The organism is Pseudomonas sp. CAM1A, assembly GCF_047501685.1.
GTDB lineage: Bacteria > Pseudomonadota > Gammaproteobacteria > Pseudomonadales > Pseudomonadaceae > Aquipseudomonas.
The window spans coordinates 16,814-41,900 of sequence record NZ_JBFNXP010000010.1 but is presented as its reverse complement, the minus strand read 5'-3'; the positions used below and the strand labels follow the sequence as shown (position 1 = coordinate 41,900).

Annotated in this window: 19 protein-coding genes; 2 read left to right on the top strand and 17 right to left on the bottom strand. The window is 65.8% G+C overall.

The genetic code is table 11. The annotated features are described in order from the left end of the window. Positions 1–28: 28 nt before the first annotated feature. From ABZO33_RS21240 to ABZO33_RS21190, 11 genes are read right to left on the bottom strand one after another with little or no spacing between them, the layout of a single operon-like run. Positions 29–1,840 (bottom strand): hypothetical protein, encoded by a 1,812-nt coding sequence (locus ABZO33_RS21240; protein ID WP_414537647.1) that lies wholly within the window; start codon positions 1,838–1,840, stop codon positions 29–31. A 3-nt stretch (positions 1,841–1,843) separates the two neighbouring features. Further along, positions 1,844–3,136, bottom strand: a complete 1,293-nt coding sequence (locus tag ABZO33_RS21235; protein ID WP_414537646.1) for a hypothetical protein — start codon at positions 3,134–3,136, stop codon at positions 1,844–1,846. 18 nt (positions 3,137–3,154) lie between these two features. Beyond that, positions 3,155–4,078, bottom strand: a complete 924-nt coding sequence (locus tag ABZO33_RS21230; protein WP_414537645.1) for a hypothetical protein — start codon at positions 4,076–4,078, stop codon at positions 3,155–3,157. 57 nt (positions 4,079–4,135) lie between these two features. Then, positions 4,136–6,523, bottom strand: a complete 2,388-nt coding sequence (locus ABZO33_RS21225; RefSeq protein ID WP_414537644.1) for a hypothetical protein — start codon at positions 6,521–6,523, stop codon at positions 4,136–4,138. Between the two features lie 10 nt (positions 6,524–6,533). Then, positions 6,534–7,676: a hypothetical protein gene (locus tag ABZO33_RS21220; protein WP_414537643.1), complete on the bottom strand. Its 1,143-nt coding sequence runs from the start codon at positions 7,674–7,676 to the stop codon at positions 6,534–6,536. Further along, positions 7,655–9,100, bottom strand: coding sequence for an alkaline phosphatase family protein (locus tag ABZO33_RS21215; RefSeq protein WP_414537642.1), 1,446 nt, complete (start codon positions 9,098–9,100; stop codon positions 7,655–7,657). Before ABZO33_RS21215 ends, ABZO33_RS21220 begins: the two co-directional genes overlap by 22 nt. Then, entirely contained in the window at positions 9,090–10,322 is a 1,233-nt protein-coding gene (gene eboE, locus ABZO33_RS21210) for a metabolite traffic protein EboE (RefSeq protein ID WP_414537641.1), read from the bottom strand. Before eboE ends, ABZO33_RS21215 begins: the two co-directional genes overlap by 11 nt. After that, positions 10,319–11,203 (bottom strand): TatD family hydrolase, encoded by an 885-nt coding sequence (locus tag ABZO33_RS21205; protein WP_414537640.1) that lies wholly within the window; start codon positions 11,201–11,203, stop codon positions 10,319–10,321. Before ABZO33_RS21205 ends, eboE begins: the two co-directional genes overlap by 4 nt. A 36-nt stretch (positions 11,204–11,239) precedes the next feature. After that, positions 11,240–12,013, bottom strand: coding sequence for an EboA domain-containing protein (locus ABZO33_RS21200; protein WP_414537639.1), 774 nt, complete (start codon positions 12,011–12,013; stop codon positions 11,240–11,242). After that, the gene (locus ABZO33_RS21195; RefSeq protein ID WP_414537749.1) at positions 12,010–12,879 is read right to left on the bottom strand and encodes a UbiA family prenyltransferase; all 870 of its coding nucleotides are present in this window, start codon (positions 12,877–12,879) and stop codon (positions 12,010–12,012) included. Before ABZO33_RS21195 ends, ABZO33_RS21200 begins: the two co-directional genes overlap by 4 nt. A 5-nt stretch (positions 12,880–12,884) precedes the next feature. Next, the gene (locus ABZO33_RS21190) at positions 12,885–14,750 is read right to left on the bottom strand and encodes a 3-dehydroquinate synthase (protein ID WP_414537638.1); all 1,866 of its coding nucleotides are present in this window, start codon (positions 14,748–14,750) and stop codon (positions 12,885–12,887) included. Positions 14,751–15,381: 631 nt separating this feature from the next. Between ABZO33_RS21190 and ABZO33_RS21185 the strand changes: the two genes are divergently transcribed. Further along, complete coding sequence (locus tag ABZO33_RS21185) at positions 15,382–16,584, top strand: DUF3142 domain-containing protein (RefSeq protein ID WP_414537637.1); 1,203 nt, start codon at positions 15,382–15,384, stop codon at positions 16,582–16,584. Next, positions 16,571–18,718 carry a hypothetical protein gene (locus ABZO33_RS21180; RefSeq protein ID WP_414537636.1) on the top strand — a complete coding sequence of 716 codons (2,148 nt, stop codon included), beginning with the start codon at positions 16,571–16,573 and terminating at the stop codon, positions 18,716–18,718. Before ABZO33_RS21185 ends, ABZO33_RS21180 begins: the two co-directional genes overlap by 14 nt. Before the next feature lie 36 nt (positions 18,719–18,754). Here the strand turns inward: ABZO33_RS21180 and ABZO33_RS21175 are convergent, their stop codons facing one another. Genes ABZO33_RS21175 through ABZO33_RS21150 form a run of 6 tightly spaced genes read right to left on the bottom strand, consistent with a single transcriptional unit; the run spans position 18,755 to position 24,977 of the window. Further along, positions 18,755–20,296 carry an ABC transporter substrate-binding protein gene (locus ABZO33_RS21175; protein ID WP_414537635.1) on the bottom strand — a complete coding sequence of 514 codons (1,542 nt, stop codon included), beginning with the start codon at positions 20,294–20,296 and terminating at the stop codon, positions 18,755–18,757. Positions 20,297–20,330: 34 nt separating this feature from the next. Then, positions 20,331–21,305: an ABC transporter ATP-binding protein gene (locus ABZO33_RS21170; RefSeq protein ID WP_414537634.1), complete on the bottom strand. Its 975-nt coding sequence runs from the start codon at positions 21,303–21,305 to the stop codon at positions 20,331–20,333. Next, complete coding sequence (locus tag ABZO33_RS21165) at positions 21,302–22,288, bottom strand: ABC transporter ATP-binding protein (protein WP_414537633.1); 987 nt, start codon at positions 22,286–22,288, stop codon at positions 21,302–21,304. The genes ABZO33_RS21170 and ABZO33_RS21165 overlap by 4 nt, the downstream gene beginning before the upstream one ends. Further along, entirely contained in the window at positions 22,285–23,139 is an 855-nt protein-coding gene (locus tag ABZO33_RS21160; RefSeq protein WP_414537632.1) for an ABC transporter permease, read from the bottom strand. Before ABZO33_RS21160 ends, ABZO33_RS21165 begins: the two co-directional genes overlap by 4 nt. Further along, complete coding sequence (locus ABZO33_RS21155; protein ID WP_414537631.1) at positions 23,136–24,083, bottom strand: ABC transporter permease; 948 nt, start codon at positions 24,081–24,083, stop codon at positions 23,136–23,138. The genes ABZO33_RS21160 and ABZO33_RS21155 overlap by 4 nt, the downstream gene beginning before the upstream one ends. A gap of 3 nt (positions 24,084–24,086) precedes the next feature. Continuing rightward, the gene (locus ABZO33_RS21150) at positions 24,087–24,977 is read right to left on the bottom strand and encodes a proline iminopeptidase-family hydrolase (protein ID WP_414537630.1); all 891 of its coding nucleotides are present in this window, start codon (positions 24,975–24,977) and stop codon (positions 24,087–24,089) included. Positions 24,978–25,087: the final 110 nt, after the last annotated feature.

Sequence of the window (25,087 nt, the reverse complement as noted above, 5' to 3'; positions counted from 1 at the left end):
TCTCTCCGTGAGCAAACAGGGGTAGCGGCTACTGCGGTGGCTGCCACGGCTCGCCGGTGAGGTAGGCGCGCAGCAGCGCCCGCTGACTCGGCGACATCGAACGCACCACCGGCATGAACAGCGTGGTGCCTTTGTAGGCATCGGCGGTGCGGGCGAGGATCGGCCCCTTCGCCGCCATGATCGCGTCGGGCTGGTTCAGCGGCACGTACCGGGACATGGCAGGGAAGGCCAGGTAGTGAAAGCGCAGGACATTCGGGTATACCTGCTGCCAGGTGATGGTGCTGCCCGTGGCGATGCCGAAGTCGGTGCTGGCGAATTTGCGGAAGTTGGTGAAAAAACTGCCGGCGGCCAGGCCGTTGACGGAGTAGCTCAGGGCGACGAACCCGGCCTGTGCGTCGGTGCCGGGCTTGACCTTGACCGGCAGGCTGACCGCGAGCTGGCCGGCATCGACCACCAGGACCTCGGGCACGTCGAGGAAGTCCCAGTTTTCCGGCGCTCCGTAGGCCGGGCCGGAAGGGCCGGTATCGAGAAATATCTTGCTGAGGGTGGTTACCGGGCCACCCAGGTAGCGCACCTGCAGGGTGATCGACAGGCCGTCTGGGTAGTCCTCGGTGTAGACATTGCGCTGGTCGGCGTAGACCCGATAGACCGACTCGCAGGCATGCAACAGGGTGCCGGCGACGGCGCTGGGGGCGTCGACGTGCAGCACCGAGGTTTTCGTCGCCTGCTGCTGGCTGGCGTCGAGCGGCAAGTCGACCAGGCCGCCATACACGTAGTAGTTGAGCAGCAGGTCGCTGTTCGGATCGAGCGTGGCCAGGGGCACCGAGCCGGCGGTGAAGGTGACCGGCCCATAGTTGGCGTTGGGGCCGATGGGGCTGGTGATGTCGTCGCGCACGGCCCTGAAGGTCTGCTTCGGAATCAGGTTGACCATGTCGACGCTCAGCAGGCCGCTGCCGCCAAGCTCGGCGTAGGCGGTGGCGCCGGTGCTCTGGTTGACCAGTTGGCGTCCCGGCAGGCAGTTGGCGGGCTCGTTGGCAAAAGCCGGGGCCAGGGTGCCGATGACCCGACCGATGCTCGGGTTCGGGGTGTATTGACCCGCGGCGTAGTCGGCGTCCAGTTGCGCGGTGGTCATCGCCGGGCACATCTCGAACATCACGAAGCGCAACACGATCCCGGTCGCCCCCGGCGCCTGGATGATCGCGCGCAGCCCGGGGCTGTCGCGGTTCCAGCTGACGATGCTGGCGAGCGGGAAGGTCAGCTGGAAGGTGCCGCTCAGGCGGAACGAGCCCGGCGCGTCCATCGACGCGGGCAACAGCACGCGCTTCTTCACATCGAGGCTGCTGCACACGGTGTCGCAGCGGATCAGCAGCTGGGTATCGCTGTTGCCACCGATCTGCAGGCCGCCGACGAAGATCTGCGTGGTGGTCGTCGAGGTCGGGTCCAGGTCCACCATCATCGGGCCGGAATTGGTTGGCTGGCCGGTCGCCGGGTCCAGCGAACCGAGCAGGTACACCGGTTGCCCCACCAGGTCACCGCTGGTGCTGACGCTGCCGGGGCTGCCCTGCGAGCTGATCATGGCGCTTTGCAGGTCTACCAGGTGCTGCCCATAGTGGTTCCAGCCGCCGGCGGTGTAGTAGTTACCATTCGGCGCATTGAGCATGGCGTTCAACTGATCGTCGGTATAGGACTCGGCGCCCGGCGCCAGGGTCGAGGTGGTCAGGTCGAAGATCGGCCACTCGTCGTTGCCATCGAAGGGGATGGTCGGCGAGTTGTTCGGCAGGCTGACATCGGTGCGGATGCCACCCCAGAAGTTCAGGCGGGGGCCATTCAGGATGCTCATGGTTCAATCCTCGTCCTTGATGGTTTTGCCCAGGGGCGCATGGGCGAATTTGAACAGGTAGGAGTAGTCGGACTTGTAGGGGCTCTTCACCGGCGTGGCCATGGAGTGGCAGTTCATGCAGCTGCTGTTGGGCTGGATGTAGCTTTCCATGGTGACGTTGGCCGACAGTGCGGGCGTCGGCTGGCCCAGCGGATTGCCGGGGTTGTCGGGCATCAGCGGGCGCTGGGTGGTGACCAGCTGGTAGTACTTGAGCACGCTGCGTTGCAGCCCCGGGTCGGCGCGGTAGGCGGCGTTGACCTGTTGGGTGACATCGGCGATCGGGGTGACGCGGTTCAGCGGGTTGGGGGTCTGGAAGGTGGTGCCGGGCTTGGGCACGCAGACCAGTTGCGTGCCCTGGGTCTGCCAGTCGCAGGGCGACTGGTTGAGGCTTGCGGCGGGCGCGTCGGCGTTGAAGTAGGAATAGGCGGTGCCGGATGCAGGCTGGTCGACCCACTGGCCGCCCACCAGCGCCTTGGGCGGCACGTTGTCGATCTGCTCGAAGGTCGACCAGATCCACTGCGGATAACCTTTGGCCTTGGTGATCACGTGCAGGCCCACCAGGCCGAGGTAGGCCTCGGTCACGCCGTTGCGCCGGCCCTGGTCATCGAAGGTGGCCACCCGCGCCAGCATGGTCAGGTAGCGGCTGGCGTTGTCATGGGGGCCGAGGATGCGCCAGCTCGACTTGATCTCGATGACGCCATAGGGGAACTGGATATTGCGTGCCTTGGATACCACATCGGCGTTGTAGAACTGGTTGGCGACGATGTAGTTGTAGGACGCCTCGTTGGCCGAGATATCGTAGTAGGTCGGGTTACCGGCCTGGTCGATCAGCCAGCCGCCGACGGCCTGGTCGATGGCGTTGACCAGCGAGCTGTTCTTCAGCGCGGCGATGTTGATGATGCCCAGGCTCCTGGCGCCCTGCGGGGTGTTCCAAAGGCCAGGGTCGGCGCCACCCGGCAGGAAGATCTCGTCGACGGTCTTGTAGGTCTGCCAGACGGTGTAGCCGGCGTCTCCAGGCTGCCGGGTGCAGTCCGGGTTGCCGCGTTGGCGGTCCTGGGCGGGCCAGTTCAGGGCAATGAACAGTTGCCAGCTGTATTGGTCGAACTGCGCCTGGCCAGCCGTGGGGGCCGGTGCATTGGCAGGTGGCTGGCAGTTGAGCTGGGTGGCCAGGGGCGCTGGCTCGGCCTGTTCCCTGGCCAGCGCCGGCAGGCAGGCCAGGCCCAGCAGCAGTACGGAAAAACGCATCATCGGTTTCATGGCGATCCCTCGCTGGGCTCAGGGTTTGCGTTGCATCAGCTGGTTCCACTGCGCCTTGTGCCCGTTGCTCTGCCCGGCTGGCGGCTCGAACAGCTGGCAGGGCGGCGGGTTCGACGGGCACATGGCGGCGACCTGCGCCCAGGTCTGGGCGGGGTCGGGCTTGGCGATGCGAAAGCCGGTGTAGTTCTGGCTGACGATCGGTGCGTTGGCGACGCTGGCGTCCCCGGAAAAGTAGAACGACTGCGGTTGCCGGTAGGGTGGCTGGCCAGTGGCCTTGTTGTAGAAGGCATAGCCGAACAGGATCGGCCCCTGCGGCGACTCCAGGTCCAGGGCATAGGCCTGCACGCTGGCGTCCAGGTGCTGGCTGCGCGCGGCGCTGTAGGGCAGGTGCTTGATGAAGTCCTGCCGAGGCGGGTGGTTCATCGGCGAGAACATGCAGCAGGGCGGCATGTCCTTGGGCCGGTCCTGCGGGTAGGTGAGGAAGTAGGCCTTGTTACCCAGGGACACGAACGAGCAGGTGTAATTGTTGTTCTTGATCGGGAAGATCGGCAGGCAGTACTTCTCGTAGTGCTCCATCATGGCGCCGAAGCCGTCGCCGTCCGCTGGAATGTAGGTGGTGTCGTAGTAGCTGGTGCCACGCGACACGGTGTAGTCGGCCGGGGCCAGGGTGGCCGGTGGGTTGCTGTAGGGCGGCGGATTCTTCTGGTAGTTGTGCATCACCCGGTACATCGTCCAGTCGCTGATCCAGTACGCCGGAAAGAACGGATCGGACGGGTCGCTCGGTGCGCGTTTGGCGATGCAGTTGCCGTTGCTCGCATCGCACCCCAGGGTGTTGTGCACGCCCATGGTGAAATAGACGGCGCTGTCGTCCGCCTGGGCGACCAGCGCGGGGCACAGCAGCAGGACAAGCAGCAACAGTCGGTCGAGGATGCGGGTGTTCATGGGACACTCCTGTGAAGTGTGCCGGGTGACAGCCTCGTCACCCGGCGGTCCTGTCGGTCAGGCTTGCGGGTAGTCGCTCATGCTCAGTTCGATGGGTGGGTAGTTGCGTTTCACCAGGGCCTGGGCCCAGAGCTCCAGCACCGCCCGGCGGCTTTGCGGCATGTCCCGGGTGATGGGCATCGCCAGGGTGCTTTCCTCCTGGTACTCCTTGCTGATCAGCACGATGAGCTGGTCGACCGCGCCTTCTATGCGTGCCAGGGAGTTCAGCGGCATGTACTTGTTCATGATCGGGTACATGTAGAAGAACGGCTGCAGGATGAGCGGGTAGATGAAGCTTTCCCAGATCAACTGGCCGGCGTTCTGCTGCTTGTAGACCTGGTTCCAGGCATCGACGAACGCCTGCTGTATCTCCGGTTCCTGGGGCAGCACGCGCAGCGGCGCGAGGAAGTCGGTATAGGTTTGCATCAGCTTGAAGCTGAACGGGACCTGCGGCGGCTGCCCGCCCTCATGCACGAAGAAGCGCAAGGTCGGGAAGCCCGACGCCACGGCCTTGACGGTCAGCAGGGCAACCCCGTTGGCGTCGGTGGTGATCTGCGTGGTGCTGAACTGCACGTTGCCCTTCGGCTCATCCTTCAGCGTGCCCTGGCCCTGAATGGGCTTGGCGAACGCCAGGCTGGGGCTCAGGGCCACCGAACCTGGCGTGGGCAGGTACTGCTGGTAGCTCACCGCTTTCATGCCGGTGGTCGGGCCGGCGGGGTGGGTCGCCGTGAGTCTGCGGCCCGTGCCTTCGCTCAGCTGGCGGGTGAGCGACGGGGTACCGACGAACTGCGGCAGGTTGGGGGTGTTGTTGGCGGGATCGTCCGGGTCCTCCAGGAACAGCGTGAAGTCCGCCGGGTTGCTGAACGCCAGGTAGTAGTCGGTGGTGCACATCATGTAGGCGTTGTTGTACTCGGCCACCGTCAGCACGGTGCCGGCCGGCGCGGGCAGGCCGTCGTACTGCACCATGATCTGCAAGGTCCTGGTGTCGCCGACATCGATGAAACTGGCGCTCTCGACCACTTCGGCGGTCCACATCTGCTGGGTCGCCGCCTGCACCGGCGTGGTGCCTTGCTGCTGCAGCTCCAGCGCGCCGCTTTGCAACTGCTTCTGCGCCTCGGCGCTCAGCGGCAGGTCGAGGATCCCCGAACGTTTGTCGAAGGCTGCCTGCTGATAGTCGTCATAGCCGAAACTGGCCAACGGCGTGAATTGCTCGCCCTGGCGTATCCCCAGCTGGTAGTTGCCAGCATCGAACTTCGCCGGCTCAGGAATCTTGGCATTCGCATCGAGCGCATAGCTGGGGAACCCGTTGAGCAGGTCCAGCGACAGGGTATCGTCATGCACCTGCGCCGAGATCACGCCCAATGTCATGGGTTTGAAGTCCACGCCGTCCTTCTGCAACTGTACCGGTTTGCAAGGCACCAGCCGCCGCCCGGCGGGCGCCGTGGGAAACTCGTCGTCGAACCACAGGCCCAGGGTGCCGGCGGTGCGGCTGTAGGCGGGGTTGAAGAAGATGCTGCCGACATTGTCCATGCCTTTCTGGTACATCGCCTGCACGTTGGCCAGGATCTTCGAGTCTACGGTGTGGGTGATGATGGGAGGTTGGTCATTGAAAACGCCGTTCATGTCGTAGCAGGTCAGGTAGGTAGAGAAGCGGAACATCAGCCCTTTGGCCTTCTGCTGCTCCATCTGTTGCTGCAGGTTCTGCAGCAGTTGCGAGTTGCCGAGGGCCCAGCTCAGGTTCTCTTTGGGGAAGCAAGTCTGCCAGGTGGTGGTCACATAGATCAGGCCACCGAGGGTCGCCCAGTTGAAGTTGAGGAAACGGTCGAGCATGCGGTGCTCGCGCATGAGCGTCAGGCCGCACTGAGCGTTGCCAAGTACCAGTCGGTCGAAATACAGCGCGGTGAAGGTGTTCTGCCAGGGACTGACGTCGACGAAACGCGCCGGGGTGGGGGCGTCGCTGCCGAACGGGTTGCCGAACAGGTTGTAGGTCTGGTTGATCAGCGGGTCCTGGCTGACATAGCCGCCACCGGGCAGCTCGCCGCCGGTGATGACGGAGGCGGTCGCCGGGATCGTGGGGTCTGCCGGCGTGTAGTTGACGGTGCCGCAGGCGTTGTCGCCGAACAGGTTCCACTCGCCGGGGATCATCACGCTGGGATTCTGCGAGACGTTGCCCGGCACCTGGGTCACATAGGTGGGTGCTTCGAGCAGCACTTGCGGGGCGATGACCCATGGCATCAACTTGCTGCTGGCATTCGCCGGGTTGATCCCGTAGTACTCGAGGAAACGCCAGTTCAGGCGCATCTTCGAGGCATCGTAGAGGGGGAACATGTCGTTGTTGTTGGCGGTCGGCGGGCTCCAGAACATATGGCCGCCGAGGTAGATGCGCGGGAAGTTCAGTACGCTCATGTCGTGCTCCTTAGCGTTGCCACTGGGCGCGTTTCAGCGACCAGACAAAGTCCAGTTTGTTGTACCCGGCGAATTCGGACGCCGGCACTTCGGCGGTCGGATAGACAATCCCGCCCTGCTGTTTCTGGGCGAAATTGAAATAGCCCTTGGTCTTGGAGTAGGCCGCCGTGCCATGGCAGGCAAAGCACGAGGACTGGCTCTGGAAGGCCGACTCGAGCTGGGAGTTGGCCAGCACCGTCGGAGTGGTCTCGGACTGGGTGCCGATCAGGTCGTATTGCGCCAGATCCGGGTACAGGGCCTGGAACGTGGTGTTGGCCGCCTGCGCCGCCGGGGTCGGCCCGGTGCTGTTGCTCATCGGGGTGGACGGAATCGCGTTGGTCACGGTGTATTTGCCGTTGTTGCGATTCTCGAAGGTGGTCCAGACCCATTGCGGGTTCAGCTTGTTGACCACGTGCAGGCCACTGAGCGCGGCGTAGCCGACCTGGTACTGGCCGTTGTCCTGCTGGTAGTAGGCCTGGGCGATGTAGTAGCCATCGCCTTGCAGTTGCTGCTGATAATCCGGGTCATTGCCGATCCACAGCCAGGCGGCCTTGAGCTCCCAGGCGGTGGAGGGAAATGCCAGGTTGCTGGTCAAGGCGGCCTGGCCGTTCACGTTGTACACCTGCTTTTGCACGATGTAGTCGAAGGTGTCTTCGCCCATCAACAGCTGGAAGCGCACCGGTTGCCCCTGTTGCGCGGTCGGCACCGCGCCGCCCATTTCCAGGATCAGGCCATCCACCTGCTGCACGGCATTGAGGTTGTGGAACGTGCGGTTGACGTTCAGGCCCTGGGCCTGGGCGGCCTGCAGCACCGCGGCCGGCACCGGCTCGCTCTGGCCCCAGGGCAGTGGCGCGGCGCCATTGCTCAGGTAGACCTGGTCCGAGGGTTTGAGGGTTTCCCAGACCCGGTTGGGGCTGTTGCTCTCGACTGGTTGGTTCAGGCAGACGAACCAGTTCCAGCTCATGGTTTCCGGCCCTTGGGCGAAGGTCTGCCGGGCCTGGTCGACATTGCCGCCAAACTGCATGAACTGGTTGCAATCAAAGGGGGTGGTGCCCTCGGCCTGGGCCAGTCCGGCCAGTGCGCTGAGGACGGTTATTGAGATGGCTCGCCGCATGTAAGCTCCTTGGCTTTGGCCAGGTCGGTGTATGAGTGCCCCAGAAAATGCTGCAGGAGCAGTTGCTTCACCGCTGTCGCCGGCAGGCTGCCCGGCAACGGCAGATCACAATCGGTAATGAGCAGTGGCCCGGTCTGCGCGCTGGCGGGCAGGCGGCCGTGGCTGCCACGGACCATCGAGGTGTCGAGCGGGATCAGGTCCATGTAGTAGCGAAAGCCGAGTTTCTTCTGCAGCAGACGGCGCGCCACTTTCAACCTGGGGAAGCGGATGGCGGGGTCGATGAACAGCTCCAGCGGGTCGTAGCCGGGCTTGCGGTGGATGTCCACGGTGCGGGCGAAGTCCGGTGCCTTGCGATCGTCGAGCCAGTAGCGGTAGTCGAACCAGTGGTCCGCGGCGGCCACGGCGACCAGTTCGCCACTGCGCGCATGGTCCAGCTGCCAGGCCTGCTGCTCGGTCCTGTCCAGCACCCGCTCGATGCCGGGCTGGCCTTGTAACAGGGCTTTGACCCGAGGGATGTCGCGGGCGTGGCGGACGTAGACATGGGCAATCTGGTGGTCGACCACGGCGAAGGCATCGCTGGCACCGGGGTCGAGCAGTTCCCAGGTCAGCGACTGGCGCACCTGCAGCAGGCCTTCGGCGCGCAACAGGCGATTGATCGACACCGATTGACTGACTGCCTCGATGCCGTACTCCGACAGCAGCATCACGGCCGCGCCTTGCGCCTTGGCGAAGCCCAGCAGGCGGCCGACCTCGGCGTCGATGGCCCGCACTTCGTCGACGATCGACGGATGGTCCGGCCCCAGCCGTTGCAGGCAGTAGTCCAGGTGCGGCAGATAGACCAGCTGCAGGTCCGGGCGATCGAGCTGGAACTCGGCAATGGCGCAGTCGACGATCCAGCGGCTGGAGGCGATGCCGGCGGCCGGCCCCCAGAACGCCGGGAACGGGAACGCGCCGATCTGCTCTTCGATCCGCGCATGCAGGTCTGCCGGGGACGAGTACAGGCCGAACAGCTTGCGGCCATCGGCCGGGTAGTGCGGGCGCGGGGTGATGGCGGCATCGACGTCGGCGTACATGTTGTACCACCAGAACAACTGGCTGCAGCGAAAGCCCGGCAGTTCGCGCTTGAGCGTCTGCCAGACCTTCTCGCCCTGGATCAGGGCGTTGGGTTGCAGCCAGAAACGCACTTCGGCCTGGTCGCGAAAGTACCAGCCGTTGCCGACGATGCCGTGCCCGGCCGGTGGCAGGCCGGTGAGGATCGAGGCCTGCACCGTGGAGGTGACGGCAGGGAACACCGGTTGCAGGCTGGCCATCCTGGCCTTTTGCAACAGCCGGTTGATGTGCGGCGTTGCCGCGCCAAGCAGCGCGGGCGTCAGCCCGACCACGTTGATCAGCAGCAGCGGCTGGCGGGGCTGTTCAGAGGGCATCGGCACACACCTCCTGTGCGTGGGGTTGCAGCAGGCGACGCTGGCGCAACTGATCCTCGACCCAGCGCAGTTCGTCGCTGATGCCCTGTTGCTGGGCAGGGGCGGTGGTGGGTCGCAGTTGCGCAGGCAGAACGCCCCAACTGTAGGTTTCCACTTCCAGCACGGGGCGGATGTCCTCGTGCGCAGCGAGAAAATCGAAGGTCTGCGCCAGGGCGGCCTGGCTGGCGCCGAGCTCCGGCAGCAGCAGGTGTTCGCTGAACAGCGGGATGTGGAAGTGAACCCTTAACTCTTGGTAGCGCCCGGGCTCCGCCAGGCAGGCGGTGAGCGCAGCCGGCAGGTCCGCCCAGGCGCACAGGTGGCCTTGGCTGTCGCGTGCCTGCACCTGGTGCAGATAGGTGGCTTCGGCAAAGCTGCCCAGCACTTCGAGCACCTGCGCGCAGCGGCTCGGGTCCTGGCTCGGCAGGCGGCAGATCATCGCGTTGGACAGCTGGATCTTGCCGATGGGCACCCCGGCCTGGCGCAGCCTTTCCAGGGACTGCCGGCAGTCCTCGAACATCACCGCCTGGTGGCAGACGTCGAAACACAGCGCCAGGTACCCATGGTGTGGGTCGCTGGCCTGCCAGTGGCGGAAGAAAGCGATGGCCTGGTCGGTGGTCTGCAGCACGCAGTCCGGCTCCATTTCCAGGCAGATCACGATCTTCCTGCCGGTCTCCTGATGCAGCCGGGCCAGTGCCGCCGTGAGCTGGCGTAGCTGTTCCTCGGCACGCTGCTGCAGCGTCGGGCTCCAGTGGGCCGCGTAGCCCAGCGGCACGCTGGAAATCACCCCTTGCCGGCAGTCTGGCGGCAGGGCCTCGGCCAGCAGCCGCGCCAGTTCCAGGCTGTACGCCAGCCGCTGCGGCTCAGCCCAGCTGGGCAGGTAGACAGCGGCTTTCACCGCGCCGTCATGGAATTGCCCATACGGGAAGCCGTTGAGCGAGGTCAGGCGCAGCCCGCTTTGCCGCAGCAGGTCGAGAAACGCCTGCCGTGCCGGCGCTTGGCGCAACTCGGATACGGCGCGGGCGCTGATCCACAGCCCGCTGTCTTGCACATCGAGCCCGCGCAGTCGGCGCACCCCCTGGAAGTGTTGCTCGATGGAGGCGCGCAGCGCGGCCAGGTCAGGTGCCGGGTGCACATTGCCGCAATAGCCGAGCTGCGAGGCGCTCCAACCCCGGCCAGTGCTCATTTGACCACCGGATCCTGGCCGCGCAGGGCCGAGTTTTCCTGCCACTGGCGACGCTGGTCGATGGGCAGCGGGGTGCTGACCAGGGCCTTGTCCAGCTGGCCGCTCTGGGCAAAGAAGTCCACCGGGTTGTGGAACAGCACCTGTTCGACCTGGGCTTCGCTGAAGCCTGCGGCCAGCATCGCCTGGCCGGTCTTGGGCACCTTGAGCGGGTCACTGATGCCCCAGTCGGCGGCGCTGTTGACCACCATTTTTTCCGTGCCGTACTGCTGCAGCAGCGCGACCATGCGCTGCTCGGACATCTTGGTGTTGGGGTAGATGGAGTGGCCGCGCCAGCAGTCGCTGTCGAGCACCAGCGGCAGGGTCAGTTCGTTGAGGTGGTCGATGATCACCAGGTGTTCGGCGATGCCGACTTCGCGGATCACCGCCAGGGTGCGCTTGGTGCCGCCGATCTTGTCGCGGTGTGGCGTGTGCACCAGCACCGGCAGGTTGAATTGCCGCGCCAGCTCAAGCTGCGCGGCGAGAAAGCGGTCTTCTTCGGGGGTGATGTCGTCGTAGCCGATTTCACCCACCGCCACCACCCCGTCCTTGACCAGATAGCGCGGCAGGACCTCCAGTACCTCATTGGCGATCGACAGGTCGTTGGCCTCCTTGGGGTTGAGGCCGATGGTGCAGAAGTGATGGATGCCGAACATGCTGGCGCGAAAGCGTTCCCAACCCAGCAGGGTGTCGAAGTAGTCGACGAAGCTGCCGAGGCTGGTCCTGGCCTGGCCCTGCCAGAACGCCGGTTCGATCACCCCGGTGATGCCGGCGGCAGCCATGTTCTGGTAGTCGTCGGTGGTGCGGCTGACCATATGGATATGCGGGTCGAAGTACTTGGGCATGGTGAATCCTCGTCAGGGAGAAGGCATCGTCGGGAATCAGGTCGGCAAGTGGGCGGCCAGCTGGTCATGCCAGCCGGAAGGCAGGCATTGCTGGCGGCACAGGCCGAGCAGTCGCTGGTGCTGCGCCGGGCTGAGCAGGCTGAAGGCAATCGCCAGGTACAGACCGCCGGAGACCGGACGCGCGGCAGCCAGTTGCTCATCCAGCAGATCAAGGGCCAGTTGGTTGAGGGAGACGCCCTGGCGCTGGCTCAGGCCGCGCAGGCGGCTCACGTCCAGCCCCATGCCGAGCGCTTTGAGCACCAGCTGGTGGAACGCCCGCTCCGGGTAGTGGCGGGACGGATAGAGGGTGTCGAGGGCGAGGGCGGCGAACACCTGGCTGTTGCTGGTACGCCCGGCCTGCAAGGCCAGCTCCACGCACGCGCCACGGCTGTCGAGCCAATCCAGGGCCTTGAGCAGGGCGACCTTTTCGTGGTCGTCGCCCCACAGGAACAGTTGGCGCAGCAAAGGCAGCTGCCCGGCCTGGGGTTGCTGGCCGAGGACCTGCGCCAACAGCAGCGCGCGCGCCACTTGCAACTGGCTCCAGCCCTCATCGTCGGGCATGGCCCGGTCGCTGATCCGGCGCTTGCACTGGCTGCTCAGCAGGGCGGCGGTGTTGGCGTCCGGCGCCTGCCCGAGGCGCGCCTGTGCCTGGTGCCACCACTGCAACTCGGCCTGATCGAGTTGCGCGACCAAGGCCTGCTGCCGTGCGGCCAGGCAGTCGTGGCGCATCTCCAGCGCCGCCGTGGGCGACGAAGCGATATGACTGTTCATGTTGGTTTGATCCAGCGTTGGAGGTGTGGAAGCAGGAAGAACACCAGGACGCACAACAGGCTGCCCAGGGGCTGGTCGGCCACCGCCAGCACCAGGGCATCGAACAGTGGCAGGGCCGCCAGCCCAGCGCCGATGAAGGCGCGTACTTGTCGGCGCCGCGGATCGGCGAGGTGCAGCCAGTAGTGCCAGCCCAACCAGCCCAGCCACAGCAGCAACACCGGCCAGAACCACAGGGTGTCGGCGTAGGCCGCCAGGGCCAGCGGGCTGAGCATCAGCAGCAGGGGCAGGCGGCTGAGCAACTGGTTGAGGTGCTCCTGGCGCGCCAGGTAGGTCAGGCCGCTGATGTACACGCCCAGCAGGATCGCGCACAGCCAGATGGGCTGCGCCGGCACCGCCAGGCTGGCCGCCGCGGTGAGGTACAGCGCCGAGCGGCACGCGCCCATCAGCCAGACGCTGTGGGCGTATTTCTTGTGCAGCAGGTTGTAGCCGAGAATGCAGCCCACCAGCAGGGTGACGCTGGCCAGCAGCCAATGGGGCTGCTCGATCAGCCGGCTCAGCCCCAGGGCCGCGGCTGCCGCCAGCAGCAGTGCCAGGCAGGTGGCCAGGCGCACCTGACGGCGGCTGACCAGGCCCTGGGTGATCGGCCTCGGGTTGTGATGCTGTTGGTCCCAGTCGGCATCCAGCAGGTCGTTGAGCAGCATGCCGGCCAGGTACAGCAGCGACAGCATGGCCAACAGCAGGATCCACACCAGTGACGAGGGTGGTGCCAGGGCCCCGGCGCTGCTGGCCAACAGTGCGGCGGCCAGGGTGTTGGTCCATACCGTGGGCAGGTTGGAGACGCGGCCGACGGTCATCCAGGTCTTCATCTGGTTCATTGCGCAACGCCTTCGCCGAGGGTCAGCGGATTGCCGCGATAACTGGCAAGGCGCAGCAATGCCTGTTCCATCAGGCCGTCGTCGATCTCGTGCAGGTCCACCGATGCGCCGATGCCGCTGAGCATGGGGATGGACAGCTGGCCGCCCAGGTGCTGGCGAAACTCCTCGAGCCCGAGCAACACCCGCGAACGCCCATGCGCATCCTTCAGGTTCAGCTCCGCTGGGCACAGGTTGAAACCGAGCTTGAGCAACAGGCTCAAGATCCGCTCGCTGTCGGCATCGCTCAACAGCCCCAGGGCATTGGCATAGAGCCCGTCGAGGGCCATGCCCACTGCCACCGCCTCACCATGGCGCAGGCGGTGCTGGCTGAAATTCTCCAGCTTGTGCGCCGCCCAATGGCCGTAGTCCAGGGGACGCCCGTTGCCGCGTTCGAAGGGATCGCCAGCGCCGGTGATGTGCCCCAGGTGCAGCTCTGCGCAACGGCGGATGGCGTAACGACTGGCCGGATGGTCGAAGTGGGCGAGGGCATCGGCCTCCCGCTCCATCCACTCGAAGAAGGCGCGGTCCTTGATCAGCGCCACCTTGACGGCCTCGGCCAGCCCGGCAATGCGGTCGCGGTGGGCAAGTGTGGTGAGCAGTTGGAAGTCATTGATCACCGCACTGGCGGGGTAGAAGGCGCCGAGCAGGTTCTTCTGGCCGAAGGCGTTGATGCCGTTCTTCACGCCGATGCCGGCGTCGTTCTGTGCCAGTACCGTGCTGGGGATGCGGATCAGGCGCATGCCCCGGTGAAAGGTGGCGCAGGCGTAGCCCACCGCGTCCAGCACGGCGCCGCCGCCCAAGGCCAGAACGAAGCAGTGGCGGTCCAGTCCATGGCTCAGCATGTCGCTGTAGAGCTGTTGCAGTACCTGTGCGTCCTTGCTCAGCTCACCGGCCGGCACGGCGATGGGCGCGGCTTTCAGGTTCAGGTCTGCGTCATGGGCGGCAAAGTAGGCGTCGATCTGGCCCGGCAGCTGCGGTGCGCAGCGCAGCAGCTGTTCGTCGGCGAAGACCAGCACCGTTACGCGGCCACGCTGCTGTGCGGTGAGCTGGCGATGCAGGCAGGTGTTGAGCGGATCGAACAGGTGGTCGGTGAACACCACGGGGTAGTCGTAACTGACCGTGAAACGCCCGCGCAGTGGCTCACCCTTGCGCAAGGCCTTGAACAGGCTGTACCCGGCGATGAACAGCGCGGGCAGGACCATGCCGGCGAGCAGGGTCACCAGCAGCGCGTTCTGCGCGACCAGGAAGGTGCCGATGGCGCTGTAGGCCAGTGCCAGGCCGGCATTGGCCAGGGTAGTGACCAGGATGAAGGCGCGTAGCGGATAGCGCTGCATGCCGGCCGCCACCACCGAGGTTTCCGCCAGCACCGGCACGCCGCGCAGGCAGATCAACGACAGCGTGCCCAGCCGATACGCCAGTTGCCCCGGCTGGCGCTGGTGCAGGCCCAGGCGGCTGGACAACAGGCGAAAATACCCGGCCCCCAGCGCATACCCCAGCCCGGCGCCCAGGCACAGGCCGATGAAGATCACCAGGTAGCCGCCAATGCTGCCAAGCGTCGCCACCGCAAGCAGCGCGACCATGCTCGACGGCACGGGTAGTACCACGTCCAGCGCCAGCAAGCCGATCAGCAGCAACGCCAGGGTAAGCATTTGGGCCGGGGTCGAAGGCAGGAAGTGTTCGAGGTGGGAGAGGAAAGTCTGGATCTGTTGTTCGAATAACACAAAGCTGGCGATCACCAGGCCTGAGAAACACAGTACTGACAACCAGAAATGTTTGCCCGGCCCTCTTTGCGAGAGCGCACGATACCTGCGGCTGCGCTTCATCAAGCGTCCCTCTTGTTATTTGACTGATTTCCGTTTCAGCAATCGAGCGTCACGCCCCATAGGCGCGAGGACAGGGACTCCTTTGAACTAAATGGCGGGGGAGTTGTAGTTATAATGTTGGCGAAGACAAACACAAAACTAGTCGGCCGCTTCGCTTTTGCAAGTAAATGTGGGGCGGGCGTTAGATAAATCGCGCTGTTTTTACGATGGTGTTAGAAGGCTTGCGAATTATTAATCATGACTATATATAAGTGATTAATCTTGATGTTTTAGGGGGCTGAGTTGATGAATGATAATCAATTAAGTTAATTCTTGTCCTTTGATGTGCAAGTTTATAGTTGGAGCCGAAGCTAGATAGTCTTCTAACTAGTGCGCAGCTATTTAAAATCACGCGTACTGAATGAAGACGCGTTACTCACCGCATTGATACAACCCGGGCAACAAACTACCGACACGGCTGGCGGCAGATCGCGTTGCCCGCTCAGCGACGGTAATCCTGGCACATTCGCCCAGGGAGAACACCAGGGAGAACATCTGTACTCCACAGCTGGCAGGACGCCGCCTGGAGGCTGAGTTGAGGTAATATCGCCACCTCGCCACCGGCAGCCGAACGCGCCAGACAAAGGATTGCATGCCCGCCAACCTGTCCCTGCATCATCTGTTCTTCTGCGTCGTGCTCGGAGCGCTCGCCGGCTGCCGGCCCGAGCCCGCACCGCCCCTCGACCAGCAACTGTATATCTGGCAACGCCAATGGCAACCCGCCCACGAGCAGGCCCTGGCGCACAGCCGCGCCGACTTTTCGACCTTGCGCGTGCTGGCCTTGCAAGCGCAGCCCAAGGCCGGGTGGAGCAGGGCGCTGGTCGACCTGCCACGGCTCAAGGCCGATGGCCGGCCGGTGATCGCCGTGGTGCGCCTGGACGGCCAGCTGCCGGCGCTCGACCTGCAGGAGGCAGGCCCACAGATGGCGCGTCTGCTGGCGGACTGGCAGGCCGCAGGTGTGCCCCTTGTCGGGCTGGAGATCGACCATGACAGCGGCAGCGCCCGCCTTGCGGGCTATGGCGAATTTCTTCTGAAACTGCGCGAGCAACTGCCGCCGGGCCTGAAGCTGAGCATTACCGCATTGCCCGCCTGGCTCGACAGCCCGCAGCTGCCGGCGCTGTTGCAGGCGGTGGACAGCAGTGTGCTGCAGGTGCACGCAGTGAGCGACCCGCGCCAGGGGTTGTTCGACCCGGTAAAAGCCCGGAAATGGGCCGAACGATGGAGTCGCGTCAGCGACAAGCCGTTCTACCTGGCCTTGCCCGCCTATGGCGTCGCATTGCTGCCCGATACCGGTGGCGCGCCCATTGTGGAAAGCGAAACACCGTTGAACCGTGGTGGCGAACGCCGCGAACTGCTGGCCGATCCACAACAGCTGGCGGACCTGGGCAGCCAATTGCGCAACCAGCCACCTGCGCACCTGGCCGGGTTGATCTGGTTCCGCCTGCCACTGCCCGGCGACCGCCGCGCCTGGAGCCTGACCACTTTGACGGCGGTGGCGCGAGGCGACGCGCTCGCCAGCCACTGGCAGGTCGAACTGTCCGGGCAGGCGGGGCTGCGCGACATCACGCTGGTCAACGTCGGCAATCTCGACCTGCCGATGCCTGCGCGGGTGGAACTGGACGTCGCATCCTGTGACGCTGCCGACGGGCTCAACGGCTACCGCTTGCAGCAAGCCTCGCAACACCTCATCTTCAACCGCCAGTCCAGCGCGCGTCTCGCCGCTGGCGGCCGGCGCGTCCTCGGCTGGGCGCGCTGCCATGGAATCGATCAAGGAGCATGGAATGTCTACCCGTAACTGGCCCCGGCGCCTGCTGTACCTGTCCCTGAGCGTGCCGGCCGTTCCGGCGCTGGCCTGTGGCCCGGACTTCCCGATGCAGTTGCTCGGCGACCGAGCGCAGACCCTGGCCGAGTTGCCGGAGGGCAATTTCGGCTTCGAGGTGAATCGCCTCGGCGAGCAGATCGCAGGCCTCAAGCCCGCCACCGATGCGACCCTGACCCCTTACTGGGACGGTGACGACAACGACCGACCTTACCGCGAGCAGCGCAGCCGTATTGAGGCCGACGAGTTGCCGCAAGCGCTGCGCGAGAAGGTCGCGCAACTGCGTGCCCTGGCGGATCCGCAACAGGTGCTGGAGCAGGGCGCCGAACTGCCGGATGAACTGCGCCTGTACATTGCCGGCGCAGTGGCTTTCGACAGCGACGACCACGCCCTGGCGGCGGATTATTTCGCCCAGGTGCTGGCCCTGCCCGCTGAACAACGCAAGCTGCGCAGCACCTGGGCGGCCTACTCGCTGGGGCGGGCCTTGATGGCCAGGAGCATCGAGGCCAGTGATGATCCGCAGCAGACGCCGCAGGCCCTGCAAGCCCAGGCGCGCGAAGCTTTCCAAAAAGCCCGCGCGCTCAGCGCCGAAGGCTTCAGCGACCCATTGGAGCTGGGGGTTGCCAGCCTTGGCGAGGAAGCCCGCCTGGCCAAGCTCGCCGGCGACTGGAACAGCGCCATCCGCTTGTATGCCAGCCAGAGCCGTCTGGGCTCGGGCAGCGGCTACAGCTCGCTCAGGCAGCTTGCCAACGAACTGGTGAGCCTGCCGGATGAACAGCTGAAGACGCACTTGGCACAACCGATGCCGCGCAAGCTGCTCACCGCCTATCTGCTCAGCCATGTTGGTTGGGACTACGACGGCCAGCCGCCAACCCAGGCCCGGCGCCTGCCCGCGTTGCTGCAGGCCAGTGTCGGCGACAAGCTGGAAGACGCCGACCGCTTGGCGGCGTTGACCTACCAGCAAGGCAACTATGCCGCGACCAGGAGCTATCTGCAGCAGGCTGGCGATAGCGGCCTTGCCTGGTGGCTGCGCGCCAAGCTGGCCTTGCGCGATGGCGACAAGGCCCAGGCCGCAGCGGCCTATGCCAAGGCCGCCGCCGCGTTCCCCCGCGAAGAGTCGTGGGGCTCGAGACAGACACCTGATTGGGACTACGAAAGCGTGAAGCCCGGCTGCCGGGTCGAAGGCGAGGGCGCGATCCTGGCGCTGGAGCGCGGCGATTATCTGCAGGCGTTCGACCTGCTGTACCGCAGCCAGGACATCTACTGGCAGGACACCGCCAACGTGGCCGACCGCGTGCTGACCCTGGACGAGCTCAAGGGCTATGTCGATGCCCATGTGCCGGCGCCAGCGGCGCCCAAGGTGGAAGAGGGCGGCTATGCACCGCGGCCGGTGGCGACGCAGCTGCGCGAGCTGCTGGGCCGACGCCTGCTGCGCGAGGGCCGTTACGATGAGGCGCCCGGCTACTTCGCCACGGCCCAATTGCAGGCCGACGCCAAGGCCTATGGCCAGCACCGCCAGGAGGCCGTCTCGCGCTGGACACCCACGGGCCGCGCCGAGGCGCTGTTTGCCGCGGCCACCTTGGCACGCGGCGCCGGCATGGAGATCCTCGGCTACGAAATGGCGCCGGACTATGCCTGGCTGGGCGGCAGCTTCAGCCTGGGCAGCGCCACCCTGCAGCCCGGGCCGTTCATCGGTGCCGGCGAGGTGCAGCGCCAGCTGGCGACCGAGGCCAAGCCCGACCAGCGTTACCACTATCGTTATGTCGCCGCCGACCTGGCCAACCAGGCTGCGGACCAGTTGCCGCGCAGCAGCCAGGCCTTCGCCGCGGTGTTGTGCACGGCAGCGGGCTGGGTGCCCGGCAGCGAGCAGGAAAGCGCACTGTACAAGCGCTATGTCCAGCAGGGGCCGTTTGTGCAGTGGGCAGAGGATTTCGGCAACCAGTGCGAAGCGCCGCAGTTCGACCAGGCCAACAAACGCTACGTGACAGAGAAGCTGGATGCCGCACGGGCGGCGTTGCGGCCGTACAAGGCGCAGGTGCTACCGGTGGGGTTGGTGGTGTTGGCGGGGGCTGCCTGGGTGTGGGTGCGCCGGCGCAAGGCCAAGGTGTGAAACAAAAGGGGGCGGCCATCAGCCGCCCCCTGACCTTCACTTCTGTGCAGTCTTCACCCCTGCTTCCTGCTTCACCGTTTCCTCAAGCGTGAAACGGCCCAGCGGGTTCTGCAGGAAGTTCTGAATATTGCTGCGCGAGATGTTGATGTACGGGCTGTAGTACAGGTCGATCCAGTGCACGTCCTGCTTGGCCAGCTTCTGCAGGTCCTGGTACATCTGCCCGCGCTTGACCGGGTCGGTCTCCACCCGGGCCGCGGCCACCAGGTCCTTGACCTTGTCGTTGTGGTAGCGGGTCATGTAGTTCTGGTTGGTGTCGTGGCCAAGCACGAAGGTGGTCTTCTGGTCCGGGTCGAGCACGTCGTTGGTCCAGTACATCACCGACAGGTCGTAGTCGCCATCGACCAGCATCTGCCAGCTCTGGGTCGGGTCGACCTTCTGCAGGTTGGCGGTGATGCCGACATCGGCCAGCTGCTTCTGTACCAGCACGGCGATCTGCTCGTCGGCCTCGTTGCCGGCGTTGACCACATAATTGATCTTCAGCCCCTCGGCACCGGCCTTCTTCAGCAGTTCACGGGCCTTGTCCGGGTCGAACGGGCGTTGCGGGTTGTTGGCATTGTGGTACAGCGCGCCCTTGGGAATGTACGAATAGGCCGCTTCGCCATGACCGAAGGTCACGGTTTCCACCAGCGCCTTCTTGTCGATCGCCAGGTCGATGGCTTCGCGCACCTCGACCTTGCCCAGCAGGCCTTTCTCATGGTTGATGAGCAGGTGGTCCTCGCGGGTCGACGGGTCGATGTGGATGGTCAGGCTCTTGTCTTTCTGCAGCGCGTCGACGCGGGAGAACGGCACGAAGATCGCCGAGTCCAGCTCGCCGGCCTGGACCTTGAGCATGCGCGTGTTGTCGTCGGGGATGGAGATCCACTCCACGCCGTCCAGGCTGACCTTGTCGGCTTCCCAGAAGTAGGGGTTCTTCTCCAGGATCACGCGGTCGCCGCGCAGCCATTCCTTGACCTTGAACGCGCCGGAGGTCACCGGCTCCTGGGCGTAGGCCTCTTCGCCGATGGTGTCCATGGCCTTTTTCGACAGGATCGACACGTTGGCGGTCGCCAGCTGTGCGAGGAACGGCACCGACTTGTTCTTCAGGGTCACCACCAGGGTGCGGTCGTCCGGTGCTTCGGCCTTGTCGATGATCTTGTAGGAGTCGGCCCACAGCGAGCCGGGGTTGTCGCGAATGCGCAGCAGGGAGAACGCCGCATCGCTGGCAGTCAGCGGCGAGCCGTCGGAGAACTTGGCTTCACGCACCTTGAAGGTGTAGGTCAGGCCGTCGTCGGAAACCTTCCAGCTTTCGGCCAGGCCCGGCAGCAGCTTGGTGCCGCTGTTGTCGACGCGCACCAGCACGTCGTAGACGTTGGCGAAGACCCAGCTGTCGCGGTTCTGCGCGCTCTTGATCGGGTCGAAGGTAGTGCTCTCCTCGCGGCAGCCGATGGTCAGCACGCCGGCGGCCTGGGCCATGCCGCCGGCCAGGGTGCTGGCGGCCAGCACGGCGGCGGTGAGTAACTTCAATGCGGTGGGTTTCATGCTCAAGCTCCGTTTGATGGTCATGTGGGGTGGGTCAGCACGGCAGGCGCGGGTGGACGCAGGCATGGTAGCGGCCAGTTTCTGCGTGGCTGGGGGGAATGGCTGCGCCGCACTGGGGCAACGCGTGGCGGCAACGTGGGTGAAAGGCGCAGCCGGACGGTGGCTGCAGCGGGCTCGGCGGCTCGCCGGCCAGCGGCTGCTGCGGCAGGCGCCGGGCCGGGTCGATGTCGGCGATGGACTGCACCAGCGCGGCGGTGTAGGGATGGCGCGGGTCGTCGAAGACCTCGGCCACCGGGCCTTCCTCGACGATCCGCCCCAGGTACATCACCGCCACGCGGTCGCACAGGTGGCGCACCACGCCCAGGTCGTGGGTGATGAACAGCAGGGCCAGGCCCATGCGCTGACGCAGTTCCAGCAGCAGGTTGATGATCTGCCCCTGGATCGACACGTCGAGGGCGGCAACGCACTCGTCGGCGACGATCAGCCTGGGCTCGACGGCCAGCGCCCGGGCGATGCCGACCCGCTGGCACTGGCCGCCACTGAGCGAGCCGGGCTTGCGGTTGGCCAGCTCGGCGCGCAGACCGACCAGGCCGAGCAGTTCGGTGACCCGGGCGGGGATCTGCGCGGTGGGCACCTTGCGCTGCACCTGCAGCACCTCGGCGAGGATCTGGCCGACGCGCTGGCGCGGGTTGAGCGCGCTGTACGGGTCCTGGAAGATCATTGCGGTCTCACGGCGCAGGCGCTCGATATCCAGGCGGTTGCCCTGGCGCATGTCGCTGCCATCGAACAGCACCTGGCCGCTGCTGGCCGGGGTCAGCTGCAGGATGGCCCGGGCCAGGGTGCTCTTGCCGCAACCCGACTCGCCCACCAGGCCCAGGGCCTGGCCGGCGGCAAGGCTCAGCGACGCGCCGTTGACGGCGTTGACCTTGCGTGGACGCAGGTTCAACACGCCGCCGCCCGGGGCGGGGAACTGCACATGCAGGTCGTTGACCTGCAACAGCGTGGTCATGACAGGCCTCCGGCCAGCAGCGGGGTATGGCAGGCCAGGCGATGGCCGGGGCCGGAGACGCGCAGTTCCGGCAGATGTGCCCGGCAGTCCGGCGTGGCCTGCGGGCAGCGCGGTTCGAATCGGCACCCGGCGGGCAGGGCGTCGAGCAGCGGCGGTTGCCCGGCAATGGTGTTCATCAGCCCCGCGTGCCGCCGCGCCGCGGGGTGGCAGGCCAGCAATCCGGCGCTGTAGGGATGGCGCGGCTGGCTCAGTAGAGCCTGCTTGGCGCCGTGTTCACACAGGCGCCCGGCGTACATCACGGCGATGCTGTCGCAGGTCTGCGCCACCACGCCGAGGTCGTGGCTGATCAGGATCATCGACAGGCCGCGGCGGTCGCGCAGCTCCAGCAGCAGGCGCAGGATCTGCGCCTGCACGGTGACGTCCAGCGCCGTGGTCGGCTCGTCGGCGATCAGCACCTTGGGGTTGCAGCCCAGGGCCACGGCGATCATTGCCCGTTGCCGCATGCCGCCGGAGAACTCGTGGGGATAGCTGTCGACGCGGGTTTTCGGGTCGGGGATACCGACCTGGCGCAGCACTTCGATGGCCTCGGCCCGTGCCTCGTGGCGCGAGGCGCCCTGGTGCAGGCGGATGCCCTCGGCGATCTGCGCGCCGATGCGCATCAGCGGGTCGAGGTGGCTGCTGGGGTTCTGGAAGATCATGCCCAGCTCGCGACCGCGCATTCGGCGCATGCCGGCCTCGTCCAGGCGCAGCAGGTCGTTGCCGGCCAGACGCACGGCCTGGCCCTCAAGGCGCAGGTTCGGTGACGGCAGCAGGCGCATCAGGCCGCGACAGGCCAGGGTCTTGCCCGAACCGCTTTCGCCCACCAGGCCGAGGATCTCGCCCTCGCCGAGGTCGAACGACAGGCGATCGACCAGGGTGATCTCGCGTTGGCCGGCGCGGGCGATGACGCTCAGTTCGCGGACCTGGAGCAGGGCAGGGCTCATGTGCGGTCTCCCAGCAGCTCGGCGACGCCGTCGGCCAGCAGGCTGAAGCCCATGGCCAGGGTCACCACGGCCAGGCCCGGGAAGGTGCAGATCCACCAGGCGCTGGTGATGAAACTCTGCCCCTCGGCGACCATGGTGCCCCACTCCGGGGTGGGCGGCTGCACGCCAAGGCCCAGGTAGCTGACGGCCGCGCCGTTGAGCAGCACCAGCACGGCGTCCGACATGCAGAACACCACCGAGCCGAACAGGGCGTTGGGCAGCAGGTGGCCGAACAGCACACGTCGATGGCTGAACCCCAGGCTCCTGGCCGCCAGGGCGAAATCGCCTTGCTTAAGCACCAGGATCTGCGAGCGGATCAGCCGCGCATAGGACACCCAGCCGACCAGGGCCATGGCGATGTAGAAGCTGCCCAGGCCAGGGCCGAGGATGGCCATGATCGCCAGCATCAGCACCAGGAACGGGAAGGCCAGGACGATATCGACCAGGCGCATGCAGACGTTGTCCAGCAACCCGCCGACATAGCCGGAAACCGCGCCGATGCAGGTGCCGAGCAGAAACGGGAAGATCACCCCGATCAGCGCCATCTGCAGGTCGATGCGCGCCCCCCAGATCACCCGCGAAAGGATGTCGCGACCAAAGTTGTCGGTGCCGAACGGGTTGGCCAGGCTGGGCGCGGCCAAGCGCAGGTCGGCGTTCTGCGCCAACGGGTCGAACGGCGCGACCCATGGCGCGCACAAGGCCAGCAGGCACCAGCCGAGGACGATCGCCAGGCCGCAGTACAGCGTCAGGCGGCCATTGCCCAGATGCCAGGCCAGACGCCAGCGCAGCGCCAGTGCGGGGCTCTGGCTCATTGGATGTTCACCCGTGGGTCGAGGGCGGTGGTCACCACGTCGGCGATGAAGTTCACCGCCACCGTGGCGCAGGCCAGCACCATGGCCACGCCCTGGACCACCATGTAGTCGCGGGTAAAGATGCCGCGCACCAGCAGCTGGCCGACGCCGGGCAGTGAGAACAGGCTTTCGATCACCACGGTGCCGCTGATCAGCCAGCCGATGTTGACCGCCAGCAGGTTGATGGTCGGCAACATGGCGTTGGGCAGGACGTGCCGGCGCAGAATCGCCCCTTCGCCCAGGCCGCGGGCGCGGGCGGCGGTGACGTGGTCGGCCTGCAGCTCAAGGAGAATGCTCGCGCGCAGGTTGCGCACCAGCACCGCCGAGAGCGCCAGGGCGATGGTCAGGCACGGCAACACCAAATGGTGCAGCTTGTCTGGCCAGGTGCGGCCATAGCCGGACACCGGGAACAGCCCCCAGTGCACGCTGAACAGCAGGATCAGCATCAGCCCCAGCCAGAAGGCCGGCAGGCCGAGCCCGGCGGTGGTGAACAGGCGGATCAGGTTGTCGGCCCAGCCGCCCTTGTGCCGGGCGGCGACGGTGGCCAGCGGCACGGCGATCAGCAACGCCAGCAGCACGCTGCCCAGTACCAGCAACAAAGTCGGCTCGATGCGCCCGGCGATCAGCGGCAGGGCATCGACCTTATACAGCAGTGACTTGCCCAGGTCGCCGTTGAGCAGGTTCTTCAGGAAATACAGGTACTGCACCCAGATCGGCTCGTCGAGGCCGAACTGGGCGCGAATCTTCGCGATCGCGTCCGGCGTACTGCGCGCGCCCAGCAGCACCCGCGCCGGATCGCCCGGGATCGAGCGCACCAGCACGAAGGTGATGATGCTGATGCCCAGCAGTACCGGCAGCAGTTGCAACGGGCGGATCAGGACGAACCGGTAACGTGCCAGGTTCATCGATCAACCCCGGTTGCGTTGCAGGAAGTCCAGCAACACCGGGAAATAGGCCTGGGGTTCTTCGTAGAACGGCATGTGGCTGCTGTTGGGGAACACGTGCAGCTCGGCGCGGCCGTGCAGGGCCAGGTTCATGCGCATGGCGCAGGCGGGAGTCAGCTCGTCATGCTGGCCGGTGGTGATCAGCACCGGCATGCGGAACTCGCCCATCTGCTCGAGGCGGTTCCAGTCCTTGAGGTTGCCGATATAAAGGAACTCGTTGGGGCCCTGCATGGTGCTGTACGGGCCCATGTTCCAGTCGCCCAGCGAGCGCTGGATCGGTGCCGGCCACTGCTCGAGGCGGCAGACATGGCGGTAGTTGAGCAGGGTGATGGCCGCCTGGTACTGGGGATGGTCGAGGGTGCCCAGGGCCTCGTGGCGCTGCATCATCGCCACGGTCTCGCTGCCCAGCGCGGCACGCAGGCGCGCAAGCTCGGTGATCAGGTGCGGGATGTCGCCGACGGTGTTCTCGAGAATCAGGCTTTTCAGCGCCTGTGGGTGATGAATGGCGTACTCGATTGCCAGCCAGCCGCCCCAGGAATGCCCCAGCATGTGCACGCGCCCCAGGTCCAGGGCCTGGCGCACGCGTTCGACCTCGGCCACATAGCGGGTGATGTTCCACAGGCTGTCGTCATCCGGGCGGTCGGAGGCGCCAGTGCCCAGCTGGTCGAAGGCGACCACGCGGATACCCTTGTCCTTGAGCCAGGCATGGGCGTCGCGCAGGTAGTCGCAGGGCAGCCCCGGCCCGCCATTGAGGCACAGCAGCACCTCGTCCCCTGCGCCAAAGCTGTACACCACGACGTTGTGGCCATCGACCTCTACATCGAACCGCTGGTCAGGTTGCATCTCACGCCACATCGCTACTCTCCTGTTGGCCATGGCTTGGGGCTATAACTAGCGCAGGAGATTTCGTCGCCTACAAGCTAGTGTTTCCTATAGGTTTTGTATGGCAGTCCCGCGCCAAGCCG